The 23704-nt window shown below is 30.1% G+C and carries 18 protein-coding genes; all 18 read left to right on the forward strand.

The window, feature by feature from the left end:
* Position 1 precedes the first annotated feature (1 nt).
* Positions 2-208: a DVU_1557 family redox protein gene (locus Ccar_RS24785; protein WP_007062578.1), complete on the forward strand. Its 207-nt coding sequence runs from the start codon at positions 2-4 to the stop codon at positions 206-208.
* A complete protein-coding gene (gene trsM, locus Ccar_RS24790) occupies positions 205-942 on the forward strand; it encodes a DVU_1556 family methyltransferase (RefSeq protein ID WP_007065052.1) in 738 nt (245 codons plus the stop codon). Before Ccar_RS24785 ends, trsM begins: the two co-directional genes overlap by 4 nt.
* Complete coding sequence (locus Ccar_RS24795; protein ID WP_007062575.1) at positions 935-1393, forward strand: DVU_1555 family C-GCAxxG-C-C protein; 459 nt, start codon at positions 935-937, stop codon at positions 1391-1393. Before trsM ends, Ccar_RS24795 begins: the two co-directional genes overlap by 8 nt.
* The gene (gene trsS / locus Ccar_RS24800) at positions 1390-2763 is read left to right on the forward strand and encodes a radical SAM (seleno)protein TrsS (RefSeq protein ID WP_007062574.1); all 1374 of its coding nucleotides are present in this window, start codon (positions 1390-1392) and stop codon (positions 2761-2763) included. Before Ccar_RS24795 ends, trsS begins: the two co-directional genes overlap by 4 nt.
* A complete protein-coding gene (locus Ccar_RS24805; protein ID WP_007062573.1) occupies positions 2760-4061 on the forward strand; it encodes a DVU_1553 family AMP-dependent CoA ligase in 1302 nt (433 codons plus the stop codon). The genes trsS and Ccar_RS24805 overlap by 4 nt, the downstream gene beginning before the upstream one ends.
* Before the next feature lie 2 nt (positions 4062-4063).
* The gene (locus Ccar_RS24810; RefSeq protein WP_007062572.1) at positions 4064-5122 is read left to right on the forward strand and encodes an XdhC family aldehyde oxidoreductase maturation factor; all 1059 of its coding nucleotides are present in this window, start codon (positions 4064-4066) and stop codon (positions 5120-5122) included.
* Positions 5109-6239: a DVU_1551 family NTP transferase gene (locus Ccar_RS24815; protein WP_007062571.1), complete on the forward strand. Its 1131-nt coding sequence runs from the start codon at positions 5109-5111 to the stop codon at positions 6237-6239. Before Ccar_RS24810 ends, Ccar_RS24815 begins: the two co-directional genes overlap by 14 nt.
* Positions 6232-6825, forward strand: a complete 594-nt coding sequence (gene cobC, locus Ccar_RS24820) for an alpha-ribazole phosphatase (protein WP_007062570.1) — start codon at positions 6232-6234, stop codon at positions 6823-6825. The genes Ccar_RS24815 and cobC overlap by 8 nt, the downstream gene beginning before the upstream one ends.
* A gap of 19 nt (positions 6826-6844) precedes the next feature.
* Entirely contained in the window at positions 6845-8725 is a 1881-nt protein-coding gene (locus Ccar_RS24825) for a sigma-54-dependent Fis family transcriptional regulator (RefSeq protein WP_007065051.1), read from the forward strand.
* A 448-nt stretch (positions 8726-9173) separates the two neighbouring features.
* Positions 9174-10340 carry an iron-containing alcohol dehydrogenase gene (locus Ccar_RS24830; protein ID WP_007062568.1) on the forward strand — a complete coding sequence of 389 codons (1167 nt, stop codon included), beginning with the start codon at positions 9174-9176 and terminating at the stop codon, positions 10338-10340.
* Between the two features lie 228 nt (positions 10341-10568).
* A complete protein-coding gene (locus tag Ccar_RS24835; protein ID WP_007062567.1) occupies positions 10569-12233 on the forward strand; it encodes a sigma-54-dependent Fis family transcriptional regulator in 1665 nt (554 codons plus the stop codon).
* Between the two features lie 274 nt (positions 12234-12507).
* A complete protein-coding gene (locus Ccar_RS24840) occupies positions 12508-14469 on the forward strand; it encodes a DNA gyrase/topoisomerase IV subunit B (protein ID WP_007062566.1) in 1962 nt (653 codons plus the stop codon).
* 33 nt (positions 14470-14502) lie between these two features.
* Positions 14503-17382, forward strand: coding sequence for a DNA topoisomerase IV subunit A (locus Ccar_RS24845; RefSeq protein WP_007062565.1), 2880 nt, complete (start codon positions 14503-14505; stop codon positions 17380-17382).
* 356 nt (positions 17383-17738) lie between these two features.
* The gene (locus Ccar_RS24850; RefSeq protein ID WP_007065046.1) at positions 17739-18443 is read left to right on the forward strand and encodes an MIP/aquaporin family protein; all 705 of its coding nucleotides are present in this window, start codon (positions 17739-17741) and stop codon (positions 18441-18443) included.
* Between the two features lie 110 nt (positions 18444-18553).
* Positions 18554-19114, forward strand: coding sequence for a glycerol-3-phosphate responsive antiterminator (locus Ccar_RS24855; RefSeq protein ID WP_007064270.1), 561 nt, complete (start codon positions 18554-18556; stop codon positions 19112-19114).
* Between the two features lie 87 nt (positions 19115-19201).
* The gene (glpK, locus tag Ccar_RS24860; protein WP_007064269.1) at positions 19202-20692 is read left to right on the forward strand and encodes a glycerol kinase GlpK; all 1491 of its coding nucleotides are present in this window, start codon (positions 19202-19204) and stop codon (positions 20690-20692) included.
* Between the two features lie 85 nt (positions 20693-20777).
* Entirely contained in the window at positions 20778-22670 is a 1893-nt protein-coding gene (gene phnD / locus Ccar_RS24865) for a phosphate/phosphite/phosphonate ABC transporter substrate-binding protein (protein ID WP_169823850.1), read from the forward strand.
* Positions 22671-22687: 17 nt separating this feature from the next.
* Positions 22688-23251, forward strand: a complete 564-nt coding sequence (locus tag Ccar_RS24870; RefSeq protein WP_007063291.1) for a DJ-1 family glyoxalase III — start codon at positions 22688-22690, stop codon at positions 23249-23251.
* Positions 23252-23704: the final 453 nt, after the last annotated feature.

Here is a 23704-nt window from a genome sequence, read left to right on the forward strand (position 1 = left end):
TATGAAGATTAATAAAGACGAAAAAACTCCATGGATTTGTGATAAGTGCAATAAGGAATTAGAACTTAAACAAGTAAAGGTTCGCTATCTTGGAGGAAATTTTGAAGTGGAGCTTATGCAGTGTCCTGAATGTAAAATGGTAATTATAAATGAAGATTTAGCCTTAGGAAAAATGCTTGAAGTTGAAAAGGGGCTGGAGGATAAATGACAAATTGCTGTAATGCATATGAAAGTGAACATATGAGGAATATTACAGGTGCAACCTTAAGGCCAGGTGGATTTACACTTACAGATAAAGCAGTAGAATTTTGTAAATTTTCTACAGAAGATTTCATAATGGATCTAGGCTGCGGCATGGGAGCTACATTAAATTACCTTTATGAAAAATATAATATAAAGGCCGTAGGAATAGATCCTTCTGAAAAATTAATAGATATAGGGAAAAAAAATTATGGACATTTAAATTTTGTAAGGGGAAGAGGGGAGCAAATTCCTTTTGAAAATGAAAAGTTTCATGGAGTTTTTGCAGAATGTACACTTTCTCTTATGGAAAATTTAGATAGTGTCATAAGTGAAGTGTTTAGGGTATTAAAAATTGGAGGATGGTTTATTGCCACAGATGTATATGCTAAAAAACCTGAATTCATTGATGAACTTCAAGGAATTTCAGTTAACAGCTGTATGAGAAGTTTGCATAATTTAAAATTACTTAGAGAAAGGATAGAAAAAGCTGGATTTGAAATAATGCTTTTGGAAGATTGCAGCGATATGTTAAAAGCACTTATGGTTAAAACCATATTTTCCTACGGTTCCATGAGTATTTTCTGGAATAAGGCTGCACAGTGTTCTATAGATGGACAAGAATTTCAAAGTTTATTAAAGAATTGTAAACCAGGATATTTTATAATGATAGCAAGAAAGGTGGATGAATGTTATGAATGATACTGCTTTTCGTATATATAAATTGGCTTCCAGTGGATTTTGCTGTACTCAAATAATGCTTAAATTAGCTTTAGAGGATGAAGAAAAAGAAAATCCAGATTTAATAAGAGCTTTAAATGGTCTTTGTGGAGGCATAGGAGCTGATAACAAAACCTGCGGCGTTTTAACTGGAGCTATAGCTGTTATAGGACTTTATGCTGGAAAAGGAGAGGCTGCAGAATATCGCAAAGAAAATTTTCAATCCATGTTAAGTGAATATATAGACTGGTTTCAAGAGGAATTTGAAAGTACAGAATGTAGAGACATAATAGGAATACAAAAAATAACTGATGACAGCGGAAACGTAAGTTATCCTGTAAAATGTGGGGACATATTGATGAAAAGTTATGAAAAAGTTCAACAGATAATATTTAAATATGGTTATGAATTTGGGGATCGAGAAGATATATGAAAAATATAATTTCTAGAACAGAAAGTTTATGTCCCATTTGTTTAAAAAAAATACAAGCAGAAAAGGTTTTAGAGGATAATAAAGTTTACATGGAAAAGTACTGCTCAGACCATGGTAGTTTTAAAACTATTTTGTGGAAGGGAAGTATTCCAATGGAAAGCTGGATTAGAAATAAAGAAAGAGCTTATATAAAAAAGCCTTATACTAATGTTGAAAAAGGATGCCCTTTTGATTGTGGCCTCTGCAGTGAACATAGGCAGCATACTTGCACAGCTTTAATAGAGGTAACTGAAAGGTGTAATTTAAAATGCAAATTTTGTTTTGCAGATTCTTATAGAGATAAGAAAAAAGATGTGCCTATAGAAAAAATAAGATTTATGTATGAAAGAATATTAGAAGCTTCAGGTGCATGCAATATACAGATATCAGGGGGAGAACCTACATTAAGGGATGATTTGCCTCAAATAATAGAGTTAGGAATAAATTTAGGTTTTAAATTCATACAAGTAAATACTAATGGAATACGTATAGCACAAGATGAGGATTATGTTAAGAAGTTGAAAGAATCGGGACTTAGTTCAATATTTTTGCAGTTTGATGGTACAAATAATTTAATATATAAGAAATTGAGAGGATCAGAACTTTTAGATATAAAAATAAAAGCAATAGAAAACTGTAAAAAGTATGATATAGGTGTAGTATTGGTACCTACCATAGTTCCTGAAGTAAATGTAGATAACATAGGAGAAATTATAAATTTTGCTTTGAATAATATACCTACAGTAAGAGGGGTGCATTTTCAACCCGTTAGTTATTTTGGAAGGGTACCAGCTATTCCTAAAGATGAACAGAGGATTACACTTCCTGAAATTATGGAAAATATAGAAAAGCAGACAGAAGGTAAGTTTAAACTTGATAGTATGAAACCACCTGGATGCGAAAATGCATTATGTTCTTTTCATGGTAATTATATATATAAAAATAAAAATGAATTAATAAATGTTACAAATAATAAAAGCAGCTGCTGCTGTACAAGTGAAAAAGCAGAAGAAGGTGCAAAAAAGGCAAAGGAATTTGTTTCACGAAGTTGGTCTTTTAGAAAAGCATCTGATTCAAATATAAAAATAAAATCTAATAAGGTAAGTAGTTGGGATGAAATATTGTATAGTATAAGAAATTATTCTTTTAGTATATCTGGTATGGCTTTTCAAGATGTGTGGAATGTGGATTTAGAAAGAGTTAAAGATTGTTGTATCCATGTAGTGAATAGTGAAGGAAAACTTATACCATTTTGTATGTATAATATTACGGATGCAAAAGGAAATTACATTTATAGAAATTGCAAGGTTAATATGGAGGATGCAAAATGAAGCTGACACCACTTGAAGCATGGATATTAAATGAAACAGGAATAAAAGAAAGAAATAGAGAGGATTTGGAAGAATATCAGCTGAGCAAAATAAGAGAAGCTGTAAAATATGTAAAAAAGCATAGTGAATTTTATAGTGAACATTTGAAAGATATTGATGAAGCTGATATAAAATCATTTAAAGATTTTGAAAAAATTCCTTTTACACTACCTGAATATATAAGAGAATTTTCTAATAAGTTTTTATGTGTACCTCAAAGAGATATTTCTAGAATAGTGACATTAAAAAGTTCAGGAACAAGTGGAGAAGAAAAAAGAATATATTTTACTGAAAATGATTTAAAGCTTACAGTTGAATTTTTTAAGTATGGCATGAGATCTCTAGTAGATGGAAATGATAGAGTACTTGTTCTTTTGCCTGGTAATAGTTATGGCAGTATAGGTGATTTGCTAAAAAAGGCTTTAAATGAAATAAATATAGGGTGTTATGTATATGGAATGCTCTCAGATCTAAAAGATGCTGCAGAGTTTATAAAGAATAAAAAAATAACTTGTATAGTGGGAATCCCAATACAGGTTCTCCATTTTTCAAGGATGGAAAGTGAAGTCTTTAAAGATAATATAAGAAAAATTCTCTTAAGTACTGACTATGTACCAGAAACTTTAATAAGAGAAATTACAAATAAGTTTCAATGTAAAGTTTTTACACATTATGGAATGACAGAAATGGGCTATGGTGGTGGAGTAGAGTGTGAAGCTTTAAATGGATATCATATGAGAGAGAATGATTTATATTTCGAAATAGTAGATCCTTATACAGGTGAGGTTGTAAAAGATGGAGAATGTGGTGAGATAGTATTTACTACACTTACAAGAGAAGGTATGCCTTTAATAAGATATAAAACTGGAGATATAGCACGTTTTAATATAGAAAGCTGTACTTGTGGTACTTTTTTAAAAACTATGAGCAGATCTCTTGGGAGAATAGAAAATAGAATTAAAATAGGTGAGAATGAATTTATATACATGAAGGATTTAGATGAAATAATCTTATCTTTCGAAGAGGTAATAAATTATAAAGCATGTATTGAAAAGGAAGACTTAATATGTATAGATATTGCTGCAAAAAAAGAAGAAGATTTTTATAAAATAGAAAGTTTGCTTAAAGAAAGTATAAAAAGACTGGTGGCAGCAAATAAAAAGAATTTAGATGTTTCTATAAGACACTTTAAGGAAACAACTGAGATTAAGAATAGTATGGTAAAACGGAAAATATGTGATTGCAGGAGGGATGGATAACTATGAAAGACATATATGAAACTATGATTGAGCTCATAGATAATAAAGAAGATTTTGTATTAGCTACTATTTTAGAAAAGCATGGCTCTGCACCTAGAGAAGAAGGTGCAAAGATGATTATAAAAAGAGATTTTTCAATTGTAGGTACTATAGGTGGAGGTATATTTGAGGCTATGGCCATAAAACTATCTTCAAAGGTTTTTCAAGATGGAGTTTCCATGGTTAAAAGTTTTTCTTTAACTAATGAAGGAGCTGCAGCATTGGGGGCAGCTTGTGGAGGAAGTGTTAAACTGCTTTTAGAGTATGTAGATTATAATGATAGTAAAATGATGGATATATATAAAAATGCATTTCAGCTTAAAATGAAGGGTGATAATTTTGCAATTATAACTAAAATACCTGAAGAAGACAACAGTGTAAGAGAAATAGACAAATGGATTTGCAGTGAAGCATCATTTTATGGAGAAGAAGATGATACAGTTCAGTTGATATGCAGGGAATTAAGAGAAAATTTTAAAAATATTGTTATGAAAAATGTCAATTTAGAAGGAAAACAATATTTAATAGAGCCTGTTTTAAACAATGAAATTGTATATATAATAGGAGCTGGACATGTATCCCAAAAAATTGCACAGATAACTAATATGCTGGATTTCAAAACTGTTGTTATAGATGATAGAGATGAATTTGCAAATAGAGAAAGATTTAAAACTGTTGAAGAAGTGAAGGTTATTTCTTCATTTGAAAATCTTTTAGAGCATATAAAAGTGAATAATAATAGTTATATTATAATAGTTACAAGAGGACATGCATATGATAAAGATGTGTTAGCACAAGTATTAAAAACTGATGCTAAATATATAGGGATGATAGGAAGTAAGAAAAAGAGAGAATTTGTTTATAACAGCCTTTTAAGCGAAGGATATACTTCAGAGGATTTAAAAAAGGTATATAGTCCTATAGGTGTTTCCATATTTGCCCAAACTCCTGAAGAAATAGCAGTAAGTATTGTTGCAGAATTAATTAAAGTTAAAAGAGGGCCACTAAATGAAAAAAGATAATTTTGGAGCTATAGTTATATCTGCAGGATATTCTTCCAGAATGAAGGGGTTTAAACCCCTTTTAAAGTTTGGAGAATATACTGCAGTAGAAAATGTTGTTAATACTCTTAAAGCATCAGGAATTAATAATATTATAGTAGTAGTAGGCCATAGAGCAAATGAAATAATAGAAACCTTAAAGGATTCAGGAGTTAAATGTGTAAAAAATGAAAATTATTCAGAAGGCATGTTTTCTTCCATAGTAACAGGAGTAAAAGCTTTAGATGATACAATTGATGGATTTTTTATGCTTCCTGTTGATATACCGCTTGTAAAAAAACACACCATAGAAAAGTTGAAACGTGAGTATTTGAAATGTAATAAGGGAATTATATATCCTAGTTTTAAATTTGAATTAGGACATCCTCCTCTTATACACCCCAAATATAAGAATGAGATAATAAATAGTAATGGAGAGGGAGGACTTAAGAGAGTATTAGAAAAGTATAAAAGAGATTCTATAAATATTCCCGTTTGTGACAAAAGTATATTAATGGATATGGATACTAGACAGGATTATGACAAATTATTAGAATATTATCATTTTAATTCGCCAACTATAGAAGAATGTTATTGCATTTTAGGCTTATATGATGTACCTTATAATATAATAAGACATTGTGAAGAAGTAGCAAAAATTGCTTTGGAAATTTTAAAAAAGTTAAATGAAAGAGGATGTAATTTTAACAAAAATGTCATGAGAGCTTCAGCACTTTTACATGATTTAGCTAGAAACCAAAAAGATCATGCAGAAGTAGGAGCAAAAATATTAAAGGATTTAGGGTATGAAAAGGTTGGAAAGATAATATCAACTCATATGGATATTGAAGTACATGAAAATAGTCCAATTACGGAAAATGAGATATTATACTTAGCAGATAAGCTTGTAAAAGAGGATAAATATGTGGAACTTCAAGAAAGATTTTCTGAATATTCAATGAAGTTTTGCGAGGATAACCTGACTTTAAAAAAGGTGGAAAAAAGATTTGAGGATGCCGAAAAAATTCAAGAAAAGATAGTAAAGTTAACAGGGGAAAAATTTGATTTATATCCCGAAGAGTTATTAAGTTATGAGTAGAAAAATTTATTTAGTAAGGCATGGAAAAATAGATATAGGTGATAAGAAACGCTATATCGGAATCTCAGATGTACCACTAAATAAAGATGGTATATTGCAAGCAAAAAAACTTAAAGAAATTCTTTATAGCATAGAGCTGGAAAAAGCATATTTAAGTCCATTAGTAAGGTGTGTTGAAACAGCAAATATAATTTTGCAAAACAGGAATGTTGAAAAAGTTTTGCTTAAAGAATTAATGGAAATAAATATGGGTAAGTGGGAAGGCAAAACCTTTGATTATATAAAAAGTTATTTTCCAGAGCAATTTAAAGAAAGGGGGAAAAATATAGATAGTTTTGTACCTGAAGGCGGAGAAAGTTTTAATAATGTTAGAGAAAGGGTTAAACCTGTTTTGGAATCCATTATAAAAAATACACATGGAAATATACTTATAATTGCTCATGCAGGAGTGAATAGAGTAATAATAAGCACGATTTTATCATTACCGCTGAAATGTATGTTTGATATAGAGCAAAACTATGGCTGCATAAATGAATTTTCTTGGGATATAGAAAATGAAAAGTGGAAATGGAGAAAGTTATTATAGTTATAATGGAGGGATTATAATGAATATACTTACTTCTAAGTCAGATATAGAACTTTCACATGAGAGATGTGAAAGATTTAGCATTGATTTACATCAAGTTTATAGTAGAAAAATTATATCTGAAGGAGAGCTGCAAAGAAGATTTACAGATAATAGGAATTTAATAGTAACTGCAGCACCATACATGGAACAATTAATTAATTTTGTAAAAGGATTTAATTTTTTTATGCTGCTTACAGATGGGGAAGGATGTATACTAAATGCTATAGGTGATGAAAAGATACTTTCACAAGCATTTTCTTTAAAAATGATACCTGGAGCTTTTATGGATGAAAAAAATATTGGGACTAATGCTATGAGTATGGTTATAGATAGTAAAGGGCCAATTCAAGTATCAGGAAGAGATCATTTTATAGAAGCATATCATAAATGGACTTGTTCAGCAGCACCTATAAAAGATAGTCACGGAAAACTTATAGGTGTTTTAAATCTTACTGGATATATTGAATGTGTACATTCGCATACATTAGGAATGGTTATAGCTGCTTCTAATGCTATAGAAGAGATGCTTAGGGTAAAAGAATATAATAAAATACAAAATATAAACAATAAGCATATAAAAAACTTATTTAATTCTATTCCTGTTGCTATAATAACATCCGATATGAATGGAAAAATAAAGGTTTGTAATAATAAGGCATTAGATATGTTTGGAAGTAACAGTATCAATAAATTAAAGGCATACGAAATGAATGAACTTGTGGAAAATTGGGATGAAATAAGAAATGCTATATATTTAGGTGAAAGTTTTTCACGAGAGGTAAATATAAGGACATTAAGAAATAATTTTAGATGTAATTTAATGGTTAGTTCAATATATAATTGTGAAGAGGATGATATTGAAGTAGTCTATGTTTTTGAAGAAGTTAAAAAAATAAAGAGGAAAAATCATGGCCAGGCCTATTATACTTTTGATAAGGTAATTGGACAGGATGAGAATTTTATAAAAGTTGTAGAATATGCTAAGAAAATTTCAGATAGTAAATCAACTATACTTATAATGGGGGAGAGTGGAACTGGGAAAGAGGTATTTGCACAATCTATCCATAATTATAGCAGCAGAGTTGATGGCCCATTTATAGCTTTAAATTGTGGAGCAATTCCAAAGCAGCTTATAGAATCTGAGCTTTTTGGATATGAGGAAGGGGCTTTTACAGGTGCCAAGAAAGGCGGTAATCGTGGAAAGTTTGAATTGGCAGATGGTGGAACTATAATGCTGGATGAAATAGGAGAAATGCCTCTTGATATGCAAACAAAACTTTTAAGAGTTGTACAAGAAGGTGTGATAACAAAGATTGGAAGTTCAAAATCTATACCTGTAGATGTAAGAATAATAGCTGCTACAAACAGAGATTTAAAAAAAGAAGTGGAACTTGGAAGGTTTAGAAAGGATTTATATTATAGGCTTAATGTATTACCATTATTTTTACCCCCTTTAAGAGAAAGAAAAGGGGATATACCGCTTATTATTAGATATTTGATTAAGAATATATCAAAAAGATTAGAAAAGAAAGAACCTTCTATATCAGAGGAATGGTTAAAAGAAATTAATAGTTATGATTGGCCAGGCAATATAAGAGAGTTAGAAAATGTTGTTGAATTAATTATAAATACCGAATCTATACCTTCAGGTTATTTCCAAAATGGAAACTGCTATAATGAGGTATTGATAAATATCAGTGAGGATTCACTTAAATTGGATTTTGCAGAAAAGGAACATTTAGTTAAAGTATTAAAAAAGTTTAAAGGAAATATTACTCGCTCAGCAGAAGCACTAGGGATAAGAAGGAATACTTTATATAGTAAAATAAAAAAATATAATATAGAAATAAAACAGTAATTTTATACAATTTGTAAAGTAAAAGAGATATATGTCGTTTATATCTCTTTTACTTTTTGTATGTTTTTGATTATTAAGGAAATAGGATAACATAGGTGTTCTAAAATGGAACACTGTATTATTTTTGAGCACTAATAATGTAGGATAATGGCTCTTTTTTGAACGTTCTTTCTTATTTTATTTAATATTATCAGAATTGTCAGAACTTAGGTAAAATATATGGAACACATATAGAAAACTTTAGAGAGGTTTATTTATCTAAGGTGATATGAGGAAGATTGCTAAAAAGTATAGCATTAATTACAATTAAAGTATATTATTGGAATGGATTTTGCTAATCATATATATAGGATGTATTAATAACATTTTGTTTTGGTGATTTTTATATATCATTGAAGTTCAAAGTTATTAAAAACAAGCTAAATAAATTATATTAGGGGGTATAAAAATGTCAAGATTCACATTGCCAAGAGATATTTATTTTGGAGAAAATTCTTTAGAAGTTTTAAAAACGTTAAAGGGTAAAAAAGCTGTTGTTGTTGTTGGTGGAGGGTCAATGAAAAAGTTTGGTTTTCTTCAAAAAGTTGAAGAGTACTTAAAAGAAGCAGGAATAAAAATTAAATTAATAGAAGGCGTTGAACCAGACCCATCAGTTGAAACCGTTATGAATGGTGCAAAAGTTATGAGAGAATTTCAACCAGATTTGATAGTAGCTATAGGTGGAGGATCACCAATAGATGCAGCTAAAGCTATGTGGATATTCTACGAGTATCCTGATTTTACTTTTGAGAAGGCTGTTATTCCTTTTGGAATACCAGATTTAAGGCAAAAAGCTAAATTTGTAGCAATAGCATCCACAAGCGGAACAGCTACAGAAGTTACTGCTTTTTCAGTAATAACTGATTATAAAGCTAAGATAAAATATCCTTTAGCTGATTTTAACTTGACACCAGATATAGCTATAGTAGATCCAGCTCTTGCACAAACAATGCCACCAAAATTAACAGCTCATACAGGTATGGATGCTTTAACTCATGCTATAGAAGCGTATGTAGCAAGCTCAAGATCTTATATTTCAGATCCACTTGCCATACAAGCAATAACTATGATACAAGAATTTTTAATAAAATCCTATGAAGGAGATAAAGAAGCAAGAGGTGAAATGCATGTGGCTCAGTGTTTAGCTGGAATGGCATTTTCAAATGCATTACTTGGAATAGCACATAGTATGGCGCATAAAACAGGTGCAGTATTCCACATACCACACGGATGTGCAAATGCTATATTCCTTCCTTATGTAATTGATTTTAATAAAAAGTCATGTGGAGATAGATATGCAAATATAGCTAAAGCTTTAGGATTTAATGGGAAAACAAAAGACGAGTTAATAGATGATTTAACTGATTTTGTAAAAACTTTAAATAAGAAAATGAATATACCTCAAACATTAAAGGATTATGGAATAAAGGAAGCAGATTTCAATGCAAATCTGGACTTTATAGCACATAATGCTATGGGAGATGCATGTACTGGATCAAATCCAAGAGCCATAACTGAAGCAGAGATGAAGAAATTATTCCAGTGCACATTTACTGGAGAGAAAGTAGAATTCTAAGCAGACAAGCGAAGAATGCAAATCTATGATTTTCATATGGTTGCTTACTTTGGGAGTATTACTATGATGATATAAAGAGGAATTTCATAATAAATATACAATATTATAAAATTAAATCTCAAAAATGAAATATCAATTATATCATTTTTGAGATTTTTTTATCATTATCAAGTAAACATTTGAAATATTATTTAAAAGAACAAGAAAGTTTTAGTACAAAGATGATGTATGGAATGGGTGATCAAGAATAAATTGAGAGGTGTAGATGAAGTGATAAGTGATATGAGAAAATTTAATAAAGATGAACAAAAAAAAATTATATTAGAATCTCATAAAAGATGTGAAGCTCTTGGAATAAAAAAAAATAGAGTTCTCAGTAGAAAAATAATTACATCTCAAGAATTACAAAAAAAATTGAAACAAAACAAGGAATTAGTTGTAAATACATCACTTTTTATGAATGGAATGTGTGACTTTACCAAAAACACAAAATGCCTCTGGATATTAACAGATATGGAAGGATGCATATTAAATGTAATAGGAGATGAAGATATACTTAGGGAGGCATTTAAATTAAAAGTGTTCCCAGGAGCATATATGAATGAGCAAAGCATAGGAACTAATGCCATGAGTATAGCGCTTATGAATAATCTACCTGTTCAAGTATCTGGAGAAGATCATTTTTTAAATTCTTACCATAGATGGACGTGTTCCGCAGCGCCAATAAGAAATGGAATAGGGGAAATCATAGGGGTATTGGATTTGACTGGATATAGTGAATGTGTTAATTCACACACGCTTGGGATGGTGGTTGCATCAGCTAATGCTATTGAAAAAATACTTGAATTTAAAAATTATAATGCTATAAAAAAGGAGCGAAAACTTGCTAAAAGGTTACTAAATAATCAAGCCATATATACTTTTGATAAAATTATAGGTAAAAGTAAAAAGATTACAAATGCTGTTGAATATGCTAAAAAAATATCAGATAGTAATTCAACAATACTTATTACTGGGGAAAGTGGTACAGGAAAAGAAATTTTTGCCCAAGCTATACACAATTATAGTCAGAGAAAAGATATGCCTTTTATTGCAATAAATTGTGGAGCGTTACCATCTAATCTCATTGAATTAGAATTATTTGGATATGAAGATGGAGCATTTACTGGCGCTAAAAAAGGAGGTAATGCAGGTAAGTTTGAAATGGCAGAAGGGGGAACTATATTTCTTGATGAGATTGGTGAGATGCCATTAGATATGCAAGTAAGTCTTCTAAGAGTTATGGAAGAAGGTGTAATTAACAGAATTGGAGGTTGTAAGCAAATTCTTCTAAATGTAAGAATCATTGCAGCAACTAATAAAGATCTTAAAGAGGAAGTATCGAAAGGGAGATTTAGAAAAGATTTATTTTATAGACTTAATGTGCTACCACTCCACGTACCATCACTGAGAGATAGGAAAGAAGATGTGCCTCTTTTGGTGGAATACTATATGAAAAAAGCTAGTAAAAGACTTAATAAGAGAATAGTTGATATTGATGAAAATTCTATGGAAAATTTGAAACAATACGAATGGACAGGAAATGTAAGAGAATTAGAAAATGTTATTGAGCTTACTGTAAATACGGAAAAATTACCTGAAGAATTTTGTTATTCTAAGGTTTACGAAATAAATATAGAAAACACAGTTTTTAAACAGAATACTCAGATTGGAAATATGAACCTTGAACTTTTAGAGAAAAATCATATAATCAATGTGCTTCATAATTTTAAGGGAAATATAACCTTAGCAGCTAAAGTTATGGGAATTGGAAGAAATACTTTGTATAGGAAAATCCAAAAATACCATATAATGTGTTCTGAAATAGAGAATTATATTGTTTTAAAACGGTAACATAATAATTGAACAATTTTTACATTAAGAGTATAATAAATCGGATACTTTCTATAAGGAAGGTATCCTTTATTATGCAAAAATAAACTAATATATAACAGAATACGTGTATAGATATTATGTATGACAATGTTCTAATGACGTTGTTAAAACAAAAATGCTGTTGTATAATAAGTCAATATATGAATTTTGTAAAACAAATAAGAACATTTGTTTTTATTTTGAGTTTTTGATAAAATGTATACTATTAAGAATAAAATTATGGAGGATACGAATGGAACAGAGAGAGGAAAAAGTACAGGTTTATGATGTCACTGCATTGACTTCTCTAGAAAAATTAGAACCAGTTAGGGTTAGACCTGGTATGTATATAGGTTCTACGGGAAGTAAAGGACTTCATCATTGTATATGGGAAATTTTAGATAATTCTATAGATGAAATATCCAATGGCTTTGGAGACAAGGCTATAGTAATTTTAAATAAAGATAAAAGTGTAACTATTATAGATAATGGTAGAGGAATACCTACAGGAATACATCCAGTAAAGAAGAAATCCGGTGTAGAAATGGTATTTACAGAGCTTCATACTGGCGGTAAGTTTAATAATGATGTTTATAAAACTTCTGGAGGACTTCATGGTGTTGGTGCTGCAGTAGTTAATGCACTTTCAAAATGGGTAGTAGTTGAGATAAAGCAAAATGGCCATATATATACTCAAAGATTTGAATATGCCTATGATAAGTCTTTAAAAAGAGATATGCCAGGTACTCCAGTAACTGCACTAAAGATAGCAGGCAATACAAAAGAAACTGGAACGAAGGTAACCTTTTTACCAGATAAAGATGTATTTTCTAATACAGAATTTAAGTTTGATGTAATAGATGAAAGACTTCAGGAATTGGCTTTCCAAAATAAAGGTATAACACTAAAAATTATTGATAAAAGAGAAGATGAAGTGGTAGAAAAGGAATACCATTCGGAAAGAGGTCTTTTAGATTTTATAGAATATTTAAATGAGAGTAAGACAGCGCTGCACACTCCACCAATACTTTTTGAAGGAGAAAGAGAAGTAAACGGTATAAGTATGTACAGCGAAGTCTGTGTTCAATTTACAGATTCTACAACAGAGTATATAGCAAGTTATGTAAATAACATTCCAACTACAGAATCAGGAACCCATGAAAGTGGATTTAAAGCCGGGATGACAAGAGCTTTTAAAGAGTGGACTAAAAAACTAAATCTATTAAAAGAAAAGGATAAGGAATTTGAAGGAGACGATTTAAGAGAAGGAATGACAGCTATAGTCAGAATAAAAATAACTAATCCTATATTTGAAGGACAAACAAAAACAAAGCTTGGTAATACTGAAGCTTATACAATGATGAATGATTTGGCTTATACCAAGTTTTCTGAATGGATAGAGGATAACAAGGACACAGCTAGTTCAATTATTAATAATGCTATAGATGCAGCTGCAAGGCGTGAAAAAATAAAAAAAATAAATGAAGCTGAAAAGAAAAAAATAGGTAAGGGAACTGCTCCGCTTGCTGGAAAAATAGCAGTTTGTACACTAAAGGACCCTTCTTTTAGTGAATTCATAGTTGTGGAGGGAGATTCAGCTGGTGGATCTGCCAAACAAGCTAGAGATAGAAGATTTCAAACTATAATGCCTTCTAAAGGTAAGATAATGAATACTGAAAAACAAAAGTTAGAAAATGTACTTGGAAGTGAAGAGTTAAAAATATTCAATACAGCAATAGGTACAGGAGTTCTACAAAATTATAAGGAACAAGATCTTAAATATAATAAAATAATAATAATGTCAGATGCTGATGTAGATGGATATCATATAAGAACTTTATGGATGACCTATATATATAGATATATGAGACAGATAATATCTAATGGTCATCTTTATATAGCACTTCCGCCTCTCTATAAGGTATATAAACAGAATAAGAACAAGGAAATAGTTAGATATGCTTATAGTGATGAAGAATTGGAGAAAGAAAAAAAGCAAGTAGGAAAAGGTGCTTTAATACAGAGATACAAAGGTCTTGGAGAAATGAATCCAGATCAGCTTTGGGAAACAACATTAAATCCTGAAACTAGAACTCTTCAGCAGATTACCATAGAAGATGCTGCAAAAGCAGAAAAAATGGTATCACTGCTTATGGGGGATGTGGTTGCTCCTAGAAAAAATTATATGTACAAGTATGCTGTATTTAACGATTAAACTATACTAAAAACTCACATTAGGAGGTAATTGATGTCGAAGAAAACAACAATTCCAGTAGATAATAATATAATAAAAGTTTCTATAGAAGAAGCTATGCCAGAGAACTATCTGCCCTATGCTGTAGAAGTAGCTAAGGATAGGGCTCTTCCTGATGTACGTGATGGACTTAAACCTGTACATAGAAGAATACTATATGGTTCATATATGCTTAAGGCTTTTCCAGATAAGCCTTATTATAAATCAGCTAGAATAGTAGGAGACATACTTGGTAAATATCATCCTCATGGTGATACCTCCGTGTATGATGCTATGGTAATACTGGCTCAAAATTTTACTACCAGAAAACCACTTATAGATGGGCATGGTAATTGGGGAAGCCAGGATGGAGATAATGCTGCTGCTATGCGTTATACTGAGGCAAGACTTACTCCAATTGCTATGGAGCTAATAAGGGATATAGATAAGGGTGTAGTGGATATGGTGGATAACTATTCTGCTTCTGAAAAAGAACCAGAAGTACTTCCAGCTAAATATCCAAATCTTTTGGTAAATGGAGCCTTTGGTATAGCTGTAGGACTTGCTACAAATATACCACCACATAATTTAAAAGAAGTAATAGATGCAACTATTGCATACATTGATAAATCAGATATAGATACAAAAGAACTTATGGAATACATAAAAGGACCTGATTTGCCTACAGGTGGAATCATAATAGGAAAGAAATCTCTTTTATCTGCTTATGAAACAGGAGAAGGTAGAGTTACATTAAGAGCTAAAACTTCTATAGAAAGGTTAGAAAGTGGAAGGCTAGGTATTGTTATAACAGAATTTCCTTATAGAAGAAGTAAAGCAAAATTGCTTCAAACTATATCTGAAATGACAGCAGATAAAAAGCATGCAAAAGCCTTAGAGTCTATTTCTGATATAAGAGATGAGTCAGATAGAACAGGAGTTAGAGCTGTAATAGAATTTAAAAAGTCTTCTGATGAAGAAACGGTAGATAAAGTATTGAAATATCTTTTCAAGAGAACAGATATGCAGTGTAATATTTCCTTTAATATGGTAGCTTTAGCAAAGGGAAAACCTCAAACTATGGGGTTAAAAACTATACTTTATCACTACATAGAACATCAAAAAGATGTAGTAAGAAGAAGAACTGAAAGAGAAATGGAAATAGCATCTAAAAGATTTCATATAGTTGAAGGTTTTATAAAAGCTATAGGAATAATGGATGAGATTATTAAAGTTATAAGAAGTTCTAAATCAAAAAAGGATGCAGGAAAAAACTTAATAGAAGGTTTTGGGTTTACAGAAGTTCAGTCTGAAGCTATATTAGAGCTTATGCTTTATAGACTTACAGGACTTGAAATTGTAGCCTTTGAAAAAGAACATAAAGAACTTGAAAAAGAAATAAAAAGATTAAATAAAATACTTTCCAGCGAAAAGGAGCTTTTGAAGATAATAAAAAAAGAGCTTACAGAAATAAGAGAAAAATACGGGGATAATAGAAAAACTACAATAGTTGAAAATGATGATGAAGCAAAAATAAATTTAGAAGAACTTATAGTAGAAGAAGACATAGTTATAACTATGTCTAACGAAGGATTTATTAAAAGAATACCATTAAAAACTTACAACAGAATAAATGCTGAAGTAGGAGATATAGAGTATAGAGAAGGAGATTTTAATAAATTCCTAATTAACTCAAATACTAAAAGTACTTTAATGTTTTTTACTGATAAAGGAAATATGTATCAAAGTAAAGGTATAAATATTCCAGAGTTTAAGTGGAAGGATAAAGGAGAAAGAATAGAAAGTATAATAAAAACGCTAGATGTAAGTCAAGAAAGTATTGTGGCAGTTTATTCTGCAAATGATTTTATGGAGTCTCAGAATTTAATTTTCTTTACCGACAGGGGAATTGTAAAAAAGACAGGTATAGATAAATTTAATACTAATTACACTAAAATTATGGCGTTAAAGTTAAAAAATGAGGAAAGAGTTATAAAAGTTATTATTGCACCAAAGGATAGGAAAGAGACCTTTATAAACATTGAAACAGAAAAAGGACTTAAATTTGTAGTTGAAGAACCTAAAATAGAAGAATCAGATAGAAATATAATGGGGCTGCAATTAGTAAATTTGAGTCCTAAAGATAGGATAATAAGTATAGATTTTACTGCGGAATTTGTATTTAAAACATTTACTTTAAGTATAAATAGATTTGGAATAATTAAGACCAGTGATAGAAATAGAATGAGTAGTAAGCCTTTAAGTGTAAGTACAGATTCAAAAAGTAAAATTTTGATTTTTTCAAAGGATGGAAATGTATTTTCTACACCAGCCTTCATGTTACAGAATGTTGGAGAACAGGGAATAAGCATAAAGGATATATGGGATGACATAGATAAAGATAATATTGTTAACATTATATCTGTGAAAGATTTTGATGATGGCAATATATACTTTTTTACAAAGAAGGGTATGGTTAAGAAGACATCTTTGAAGGAATTTGAAGGAGATTATTTTTCTACTATAGCTTATAAATTTAAAAGTGATAAAGATATTTTAATAAATGTTCAGTTATCAAAGAATACTGAAGAAGAGATAATTATGGTAACAAAAAGGGCTATGTGCATAAGATTCCAGAGTGATACTATAAACCCAATGGGAAAAGTGGCTTCTGGTGTTACTGGTATAAGTTTAAAAGAAGATGATGAAGTTATTTATTCAGAAATTTTAAGCTGCAAAAAATGTTTAAATAATAAATTTGTATTAAAATCTTCACAAAGTATTGCAATTGATGTAGCTATTGATGATATTAAAATCCAAAATAGAGCGGGAAGAGGAAAGTGCATAACAATACTGGAAATGGAAGATTACATAAAAGAAGTTAAAACTCAATAAAACTTATTTTAAGTTTTATTATAGAAAAATAATGCAAGAAAAGAAACATAACATATGTAGAAATAGTGAAAAAATTATCAATATGCAGATAAATTTATCTAATTTGAACTTTTAAAAAATATTGATATATTTATATATATGTGATATCATTAATACAAGCTATTTTATAAAATAATGATTGTGGCAGAGATTTAGAGAGCCGCTTTTTGAGAAGTCTATGTGAGACTTGTCTTAAAGTCGGCTCTTTTTATTTTCATGCATTTTGACATTTATTTTATAAAATGGAGGATTTATTCAAACTAATTTGTAACCGGTTACAACAAGAACAAAAAAATTTAATTAGGGGGTAGGATGTTATGTCAAAGATGATGGCCGAATTTCTAGGAACAATGATTTTAGTTTACTTAGGAGATGGAGTTTGTGCTAACTGTACATTAGCTAAAAGTAAAGCTCAAGGTGGAGGATGGATAGTTATAACAGCAGCATGGGCTATAGCAGTTGGACTTCCTGCATATATATTTGGGGGAATAAGTGGAGCTCACTTAAATCCAGCACTTACTATAGGACTAGCTGTTGTAGGTAAATTCCCAGCAGCAGAAGTACCAGGATATGTGATTGCTCAAATGTTAGGTGGATTTGTAGGAGCTGTTTTAGTATGGTTAACTTTCTTGCCACATTGGAAGGAAACAGAAGGTCAAGCTGATAAGCTTGGAATATTCTGTACAGCTCCAGCTATAAGAAATTTGAAGGCAAACTTTTTAACTGAGTTTTTAGCTACAGCTACATTAGTATTTGGTATTCTTGGTATAGGCGCTACAAAAGCTGCTGATGGATTTGGAACTCTTTTTGTAGCATTATTAATCTTTGTTTTAGGTGCATCTTTAGGTGGACCTACAGGATATGCTATGAACCCAGCCAGAGATTTATCACCAAGAATAGCACACGCTGTACTTCCTATAGCAGGAAAAGGTGATTCAGATTGGTCTTACGCTTGGGTGCCAGTTTTTGGACCTATAGTAGGAGCAATTGCAGGAGCTTTATTATTCGTCGCTGTATTTTAAATTTTGAAAACTTTGGACTCTTTTGGTTTTATAACTTGCAAGAAAATTGAAAAGTGATAAAATTAAAATATGGAAAAAATAGAAAGTTAACAAAGGAGTCTTAAGGTAATATGAAATTAAGAGAAACATTAATAGCAAACCCGATAATAGTAGCAATAAGAAATGATCATGATTTAGATAAGGCTTTATTAAGCAAGGCTTCAATTGTATTCGTATTATATGGAGATATTTTAACTATATCTAATATATGCTCTAGATTAAAAGAAAAAAATAAAATGGTTTTTGTACATGTAGATTTAATTGAAGGGCTTAGAGGAGATTCTGCTGGTATAAGATATATAAAGGAAAATGTGCATCCTCAAGGTATTATAAGTACAAAAACATCAAATATAAAATATGGCAACCAACTAGGACTATATACAATACTGAGAGTGTTTATAATGGATTCACTTTCCATAAAAACAGGAATAAAAAATATTCATGAGAATAAACCAAATGCAGTAGAGGTTATGCCTGGGGTTGCAAGTAAAATAATAAGTGTTATACAACAAGAAACTAATAGTTGTATAATAGCAGGCGGACTTATAAAAACTAAAAAAGATGTTATAGAATCATTATCTGCAGGTGCAGTAGCTATATCGACTACTGCATCCCAGTTATGGAATTTATGATGCTTTTAAAATTTTAAATTTCATATTAAAATAAAAAAATTTATAAAAAACCGTAGTATTTTATATAAATTTGAGGAGGAATGGATTATGGCAAAGTATGTAATGGCATTGGATCAAGGAACTACAAGTTCAAGGTGTATATTATTTAATGAAAAAGGCTTAATTGTAAGCGTGTCTCAAAAAGAATTTAAACAAATATATCCAGAAGCAGGTTGGGTTGAGCATGATCCAATGGAAATATGGGCTACTCAATTTAGTGTAGCTTCAGAAGCTTTACTAAAGGCTAATATAAGTGCAGAGGATGTAGCTGCTATAGGTATTACAAATCAAAGAGAAACTACAGTAGTATGGGATAAGAGAACTGGATTGCCTATATATAATGCAATAGTTTGGCAGTGCAGAAGAACTTCCTCATATTGTGATGAATTAAAAGCTAAAGGTTTAGATAAAATTATAAAGGAAAAAACTGGTCTTATTTTAGATGCATATTTTTCAGGAACAAAAGTAAAATGGATACTTGATAATGTACCAGGCGCTAGAAAAGAAGCAGAAGCAGGAAATTTAGCTTTTGGTAATATAGATACTTGGCTTATGTGGAATTTAACAAAAGGTAAAATTCATGTAACCGATTATACAAATGCATCTAGAACTATGCTATTTAACATACATGAATTAAAATGGGATAAAGAATTATTAGAAATTTTAGACATACCAGAATCCATGCTTCCAGAAGTAAAACCATCTAGCTGTGTATATGGTGAAACTGATGAAAAATTATTTGGAGCACCAATTAAGATAGCAGGTGATGCAGGAGATCAGCAAGCTGCATTATTTGGACAAACATGCTTTAAACCAGGAACAGCTAAAAATACTTATGGTACAGGATGTTTCTTACTTATGAATACAGGAGAAAAAGCTGTTGAGTCTAAAAATGGATTATTAACAACTATAGCAGTTGGTATAGATGGAAAAGTTGAATATGCTTTAGAAGGAAGCATATTTATAGGAGGAGCTGCTATACAATGGCTTAGAGATGAGCTTAGAATGATTAAATCTGCTCCAGAATCAGAAAAATATTGTACAGCAGTAGAAGATACTAATGGAGTATACTTAGTTCCTGCTTTTGTAGGAATAGGTGCACCATATTGGGATCAATATGCTAGAGGTACAATGGTTGGATTAACTAGAGGTGCTAAAAAAGAGCATTTTATAAGAGCTACAGTAGAGTCTCTTGCATATCAAACTTATGATGTACTTAAAGCTATGCAAGAAGATTCAGGTATAGAACTTAAAGCTTTAAAAGTAGATGGAGGAGCATGTGCTAATAATTTCTTAATGCAATTCCAGTCAGATATATTAGGTGTACAGGTTGATAGACCTGAAGTAATTGAAACTACAGCACTTGGAGCAGCTTACCTTGCTGGTATTGCTGTAGGATATTGGAAAAATAGAGATGATGTAGTTCAAAACTGGGCTTTATCAAGAAGTTTTGAACCTAATATGGAAGAAGACAAAAAAGGAAAATTATTAGAAGGATGGCATGAAGCTGTAAAGAGATCTATGGGATGGGCTAAATAACAGCCTTTGAAGCAAAGACCTGCTAAGGGTTCCTTTAGGAAGCCTTAGCAGGTCTTTATTAATATTGAAAATAGGGGTGATGGTTTTGAAAAGTACGTGGACAAGCAGTATTTTTATTGCAATAACTATTGCTTTCTTTAACTTAATTATATGTTTTTTACTAAATCCAGGATTTAAATATATTATGATAGTAACATTAGTTGACATTATAATTGTAATATTAATGCTTAATATATTAGATACCAGTAAAAAAACAACAAAAACATCATTAAAAGAAGATAATGTACATGATGAAGATAAAAATTTAGAGAAATTATTTTCTTGTTGGCAAACTTTAGGGTTTGATATTCATCAATTATTGTGGCTTTGTAAAGATAGTGTAGATACTCTATTAAAAGTAGTTAATGTTTCTCACGAAATTCAAAAATATAGTGAACAAAATAGCGCTAGCACACAAGAAATAAATGCTGGAATTAATGAATTTGTAGAAATATCACAAAAACTTAATAATGATGTTATAGCAATAGAAGAGAACTCAAAAAAATCTTTTAATGTATTAGAAAATAACAAAGGAAATGTTAAAAATATAGGTGATTATTTAACAAAGTTAGTTGAAGGTATAGAAAATTTATCAAAGAACAATTTAAAATTTCAAGATTCTTCTAAAAAGATAAATAACTTTATAAGTTATATAAAAGAAATATCTGATCAGACAAACTTATTAGCATTGAATGCTTCAATTGAAGCAGCTAGGGCAGGAGAAGCTGGAAAAGGATTTGCAGTAGTAGCTGAAGAAATAAGAAAATTATCTGATGAAACAGAAAAAGCAGTTGTAAGTATAGATGAAATTGTTAAAGAAATAGTTGAAGATATTAATCAATCGGATACGTCTATGAATAAATTTAAAGGTGAAATAGATGGTCTTCAAGATGTTGTTATGAATTCATTTCAATTACTATCTAAGGTACAAGATACAGTGAAGTATAATGTACAATCTGTAAAAAATCTCAAGGATATGTCTACAGAACAAATGAATACCTCAAATAATATACAAACAGCAGTTGATATGGTAGCTACTGCTATAGAAAAAACCTATTCTTCAACCTGTGGTTCTATAGAAATGATAGATGCACAGGAAGGTAAGAGTAGAGAGTTACTAAATTATTGTAATGAGTTAAGTAATACGTCAGACTACATTCAAAATTTAGTTGTTAAGATGAAAAAAGATAATGAAATAATTTTTGGAATAAATCCCTTCACGTCGCCTAAAAATATAAAAACTATGTATATTCCTATATTAGAAAGGGTATGTAAAAATGTAGGATTAAAAGCTAAGGCTATTATTGTAAAAGATTATGATGCGCTTGGAACTGGTATAGAGAATAATACTATAGATGTTGGATGGTTTTCGCCTTTTGCTTATGTAAGCGCTCATAAGAAAAATAATGTAATTCCTATGGTTACACCTAAGATTAATGGAAAAACTTCTTATAATGGATATATAATAACAAGAAAAGATAGTGGTATAAAAACTATTAAAGATTTACAAGATAAAAAGTTTGGTTATGTAGATAAAGAAAGTGCATCAGGATATTTATATGCTAAACATATATTAAAAACTAATGGATTAAACCCAAAACAGTTATTTAAAAAGGTCAATTTTATGGGCAGTCATGATAATGTTATAAAAGGAGTTTTAGCAGGAGAAATAGATGCTGGTGCAACATACAGTGAAGCTCTGGAAAATGCAAAAAATAGTGGAGTTGATATAAGTAAGATTAATATAATTAGTAAAACAGATGATATTCCAAAGGACGCTATAGCTGTAAATCCTAGATTAAATAAAGAAATTGTAGAAAGATTAAAAAATGCATTTATAGAATTCAAGGAATTTGATGGAATTAATTCTAATGTAGATGGATTTGTAAGTAGTAGTGATAACAATTATAATGTTATCAGGGAAGTAGTGAAAGGTTAGAAGGGATTGATAGATTTATGAAAAAAGCAATAGTTTTATTAGCAAAAGGATTTGAGGAAGTAGAGGCGTTAACAGTAGTGGATGTACTAAGAAGGGGTGGTGTACACTGTATAACATGTTCTATAGATGGTGAAGAGGAAGTTCTTGGATCACACAGCATACATGTAAAAGCTAATAACCTCCTAGAAAAGGTAGATGTGGATAAATATGATGCAGTGGTTATTCCAGGAGGAATGCCTGGAGCTTCTAATTTAAGAGATGATGAAAAGGTAATAGAACTTGTAAAAAAATTCAATAAAGAAAACAAAATTGTAGCAGCTATATGTGCAGGACCTATAGTTCTTGGAAGAGCAGGAGTACTTGATGGTAAAAAAGGTACATCTTATCCAGGCTTTGAAGAACAATTGGGAGAAGTTGTTTATAGTGAAGATATAGTTGTGCAGGATGGTAATGTTATAACCAGCAGGGGACCAGCTACAGCTATACATTTTGCATTTAAGATACTTGAAAATTTGGAAGATGTGAAAGTTGTGGAAAACTTAAAGGAAGCTATGCTTTTAAATTTAGTAGAAAATAGGTAATAAAATTTATCTTATGTGATAAGGTACCTGAAAGAAAATTATGTATAAAATGTAATTTATTAAATTTAAAAAAAGTTAACAAATTTAAGTGTTGAAATGATAAAAAAGAAAATATAATAATTTTAAAAAATGAAACTAAATTTATATTAAAATTCATATAAATTTAGTTTCATTTTTTTTATAAAAAGTATTTTAACGTTGGAAGTAGTCTGCTTGATCTTTATTTTATAATTTTAGTAGATATATGATATTTATGATTTATAACAAATAAATAATGATTAAATGAAAAATAAATATTCAATGGACTTATAATTACGAATATTAAAATAATTTTCAATATACTAATATTCATTCTAGGACTAGCATTAATTAAAAAACAAACGCAATAGAAATTTTATGTGAATAAAACTACCAAATTTAAAATAAAATAAACCAAAAATGCAAGAATAAGAG

The sequence above is a fragment of the Clostridium carboxidivorans P7 genome (assembly GCF_001038625.1).
Lineage (GTDB): Bacteria > Bacillota > Clostridia > Clostridiales > Clostridiaceae > Clostridium_AM > Clostridium_AM carboxidivorans.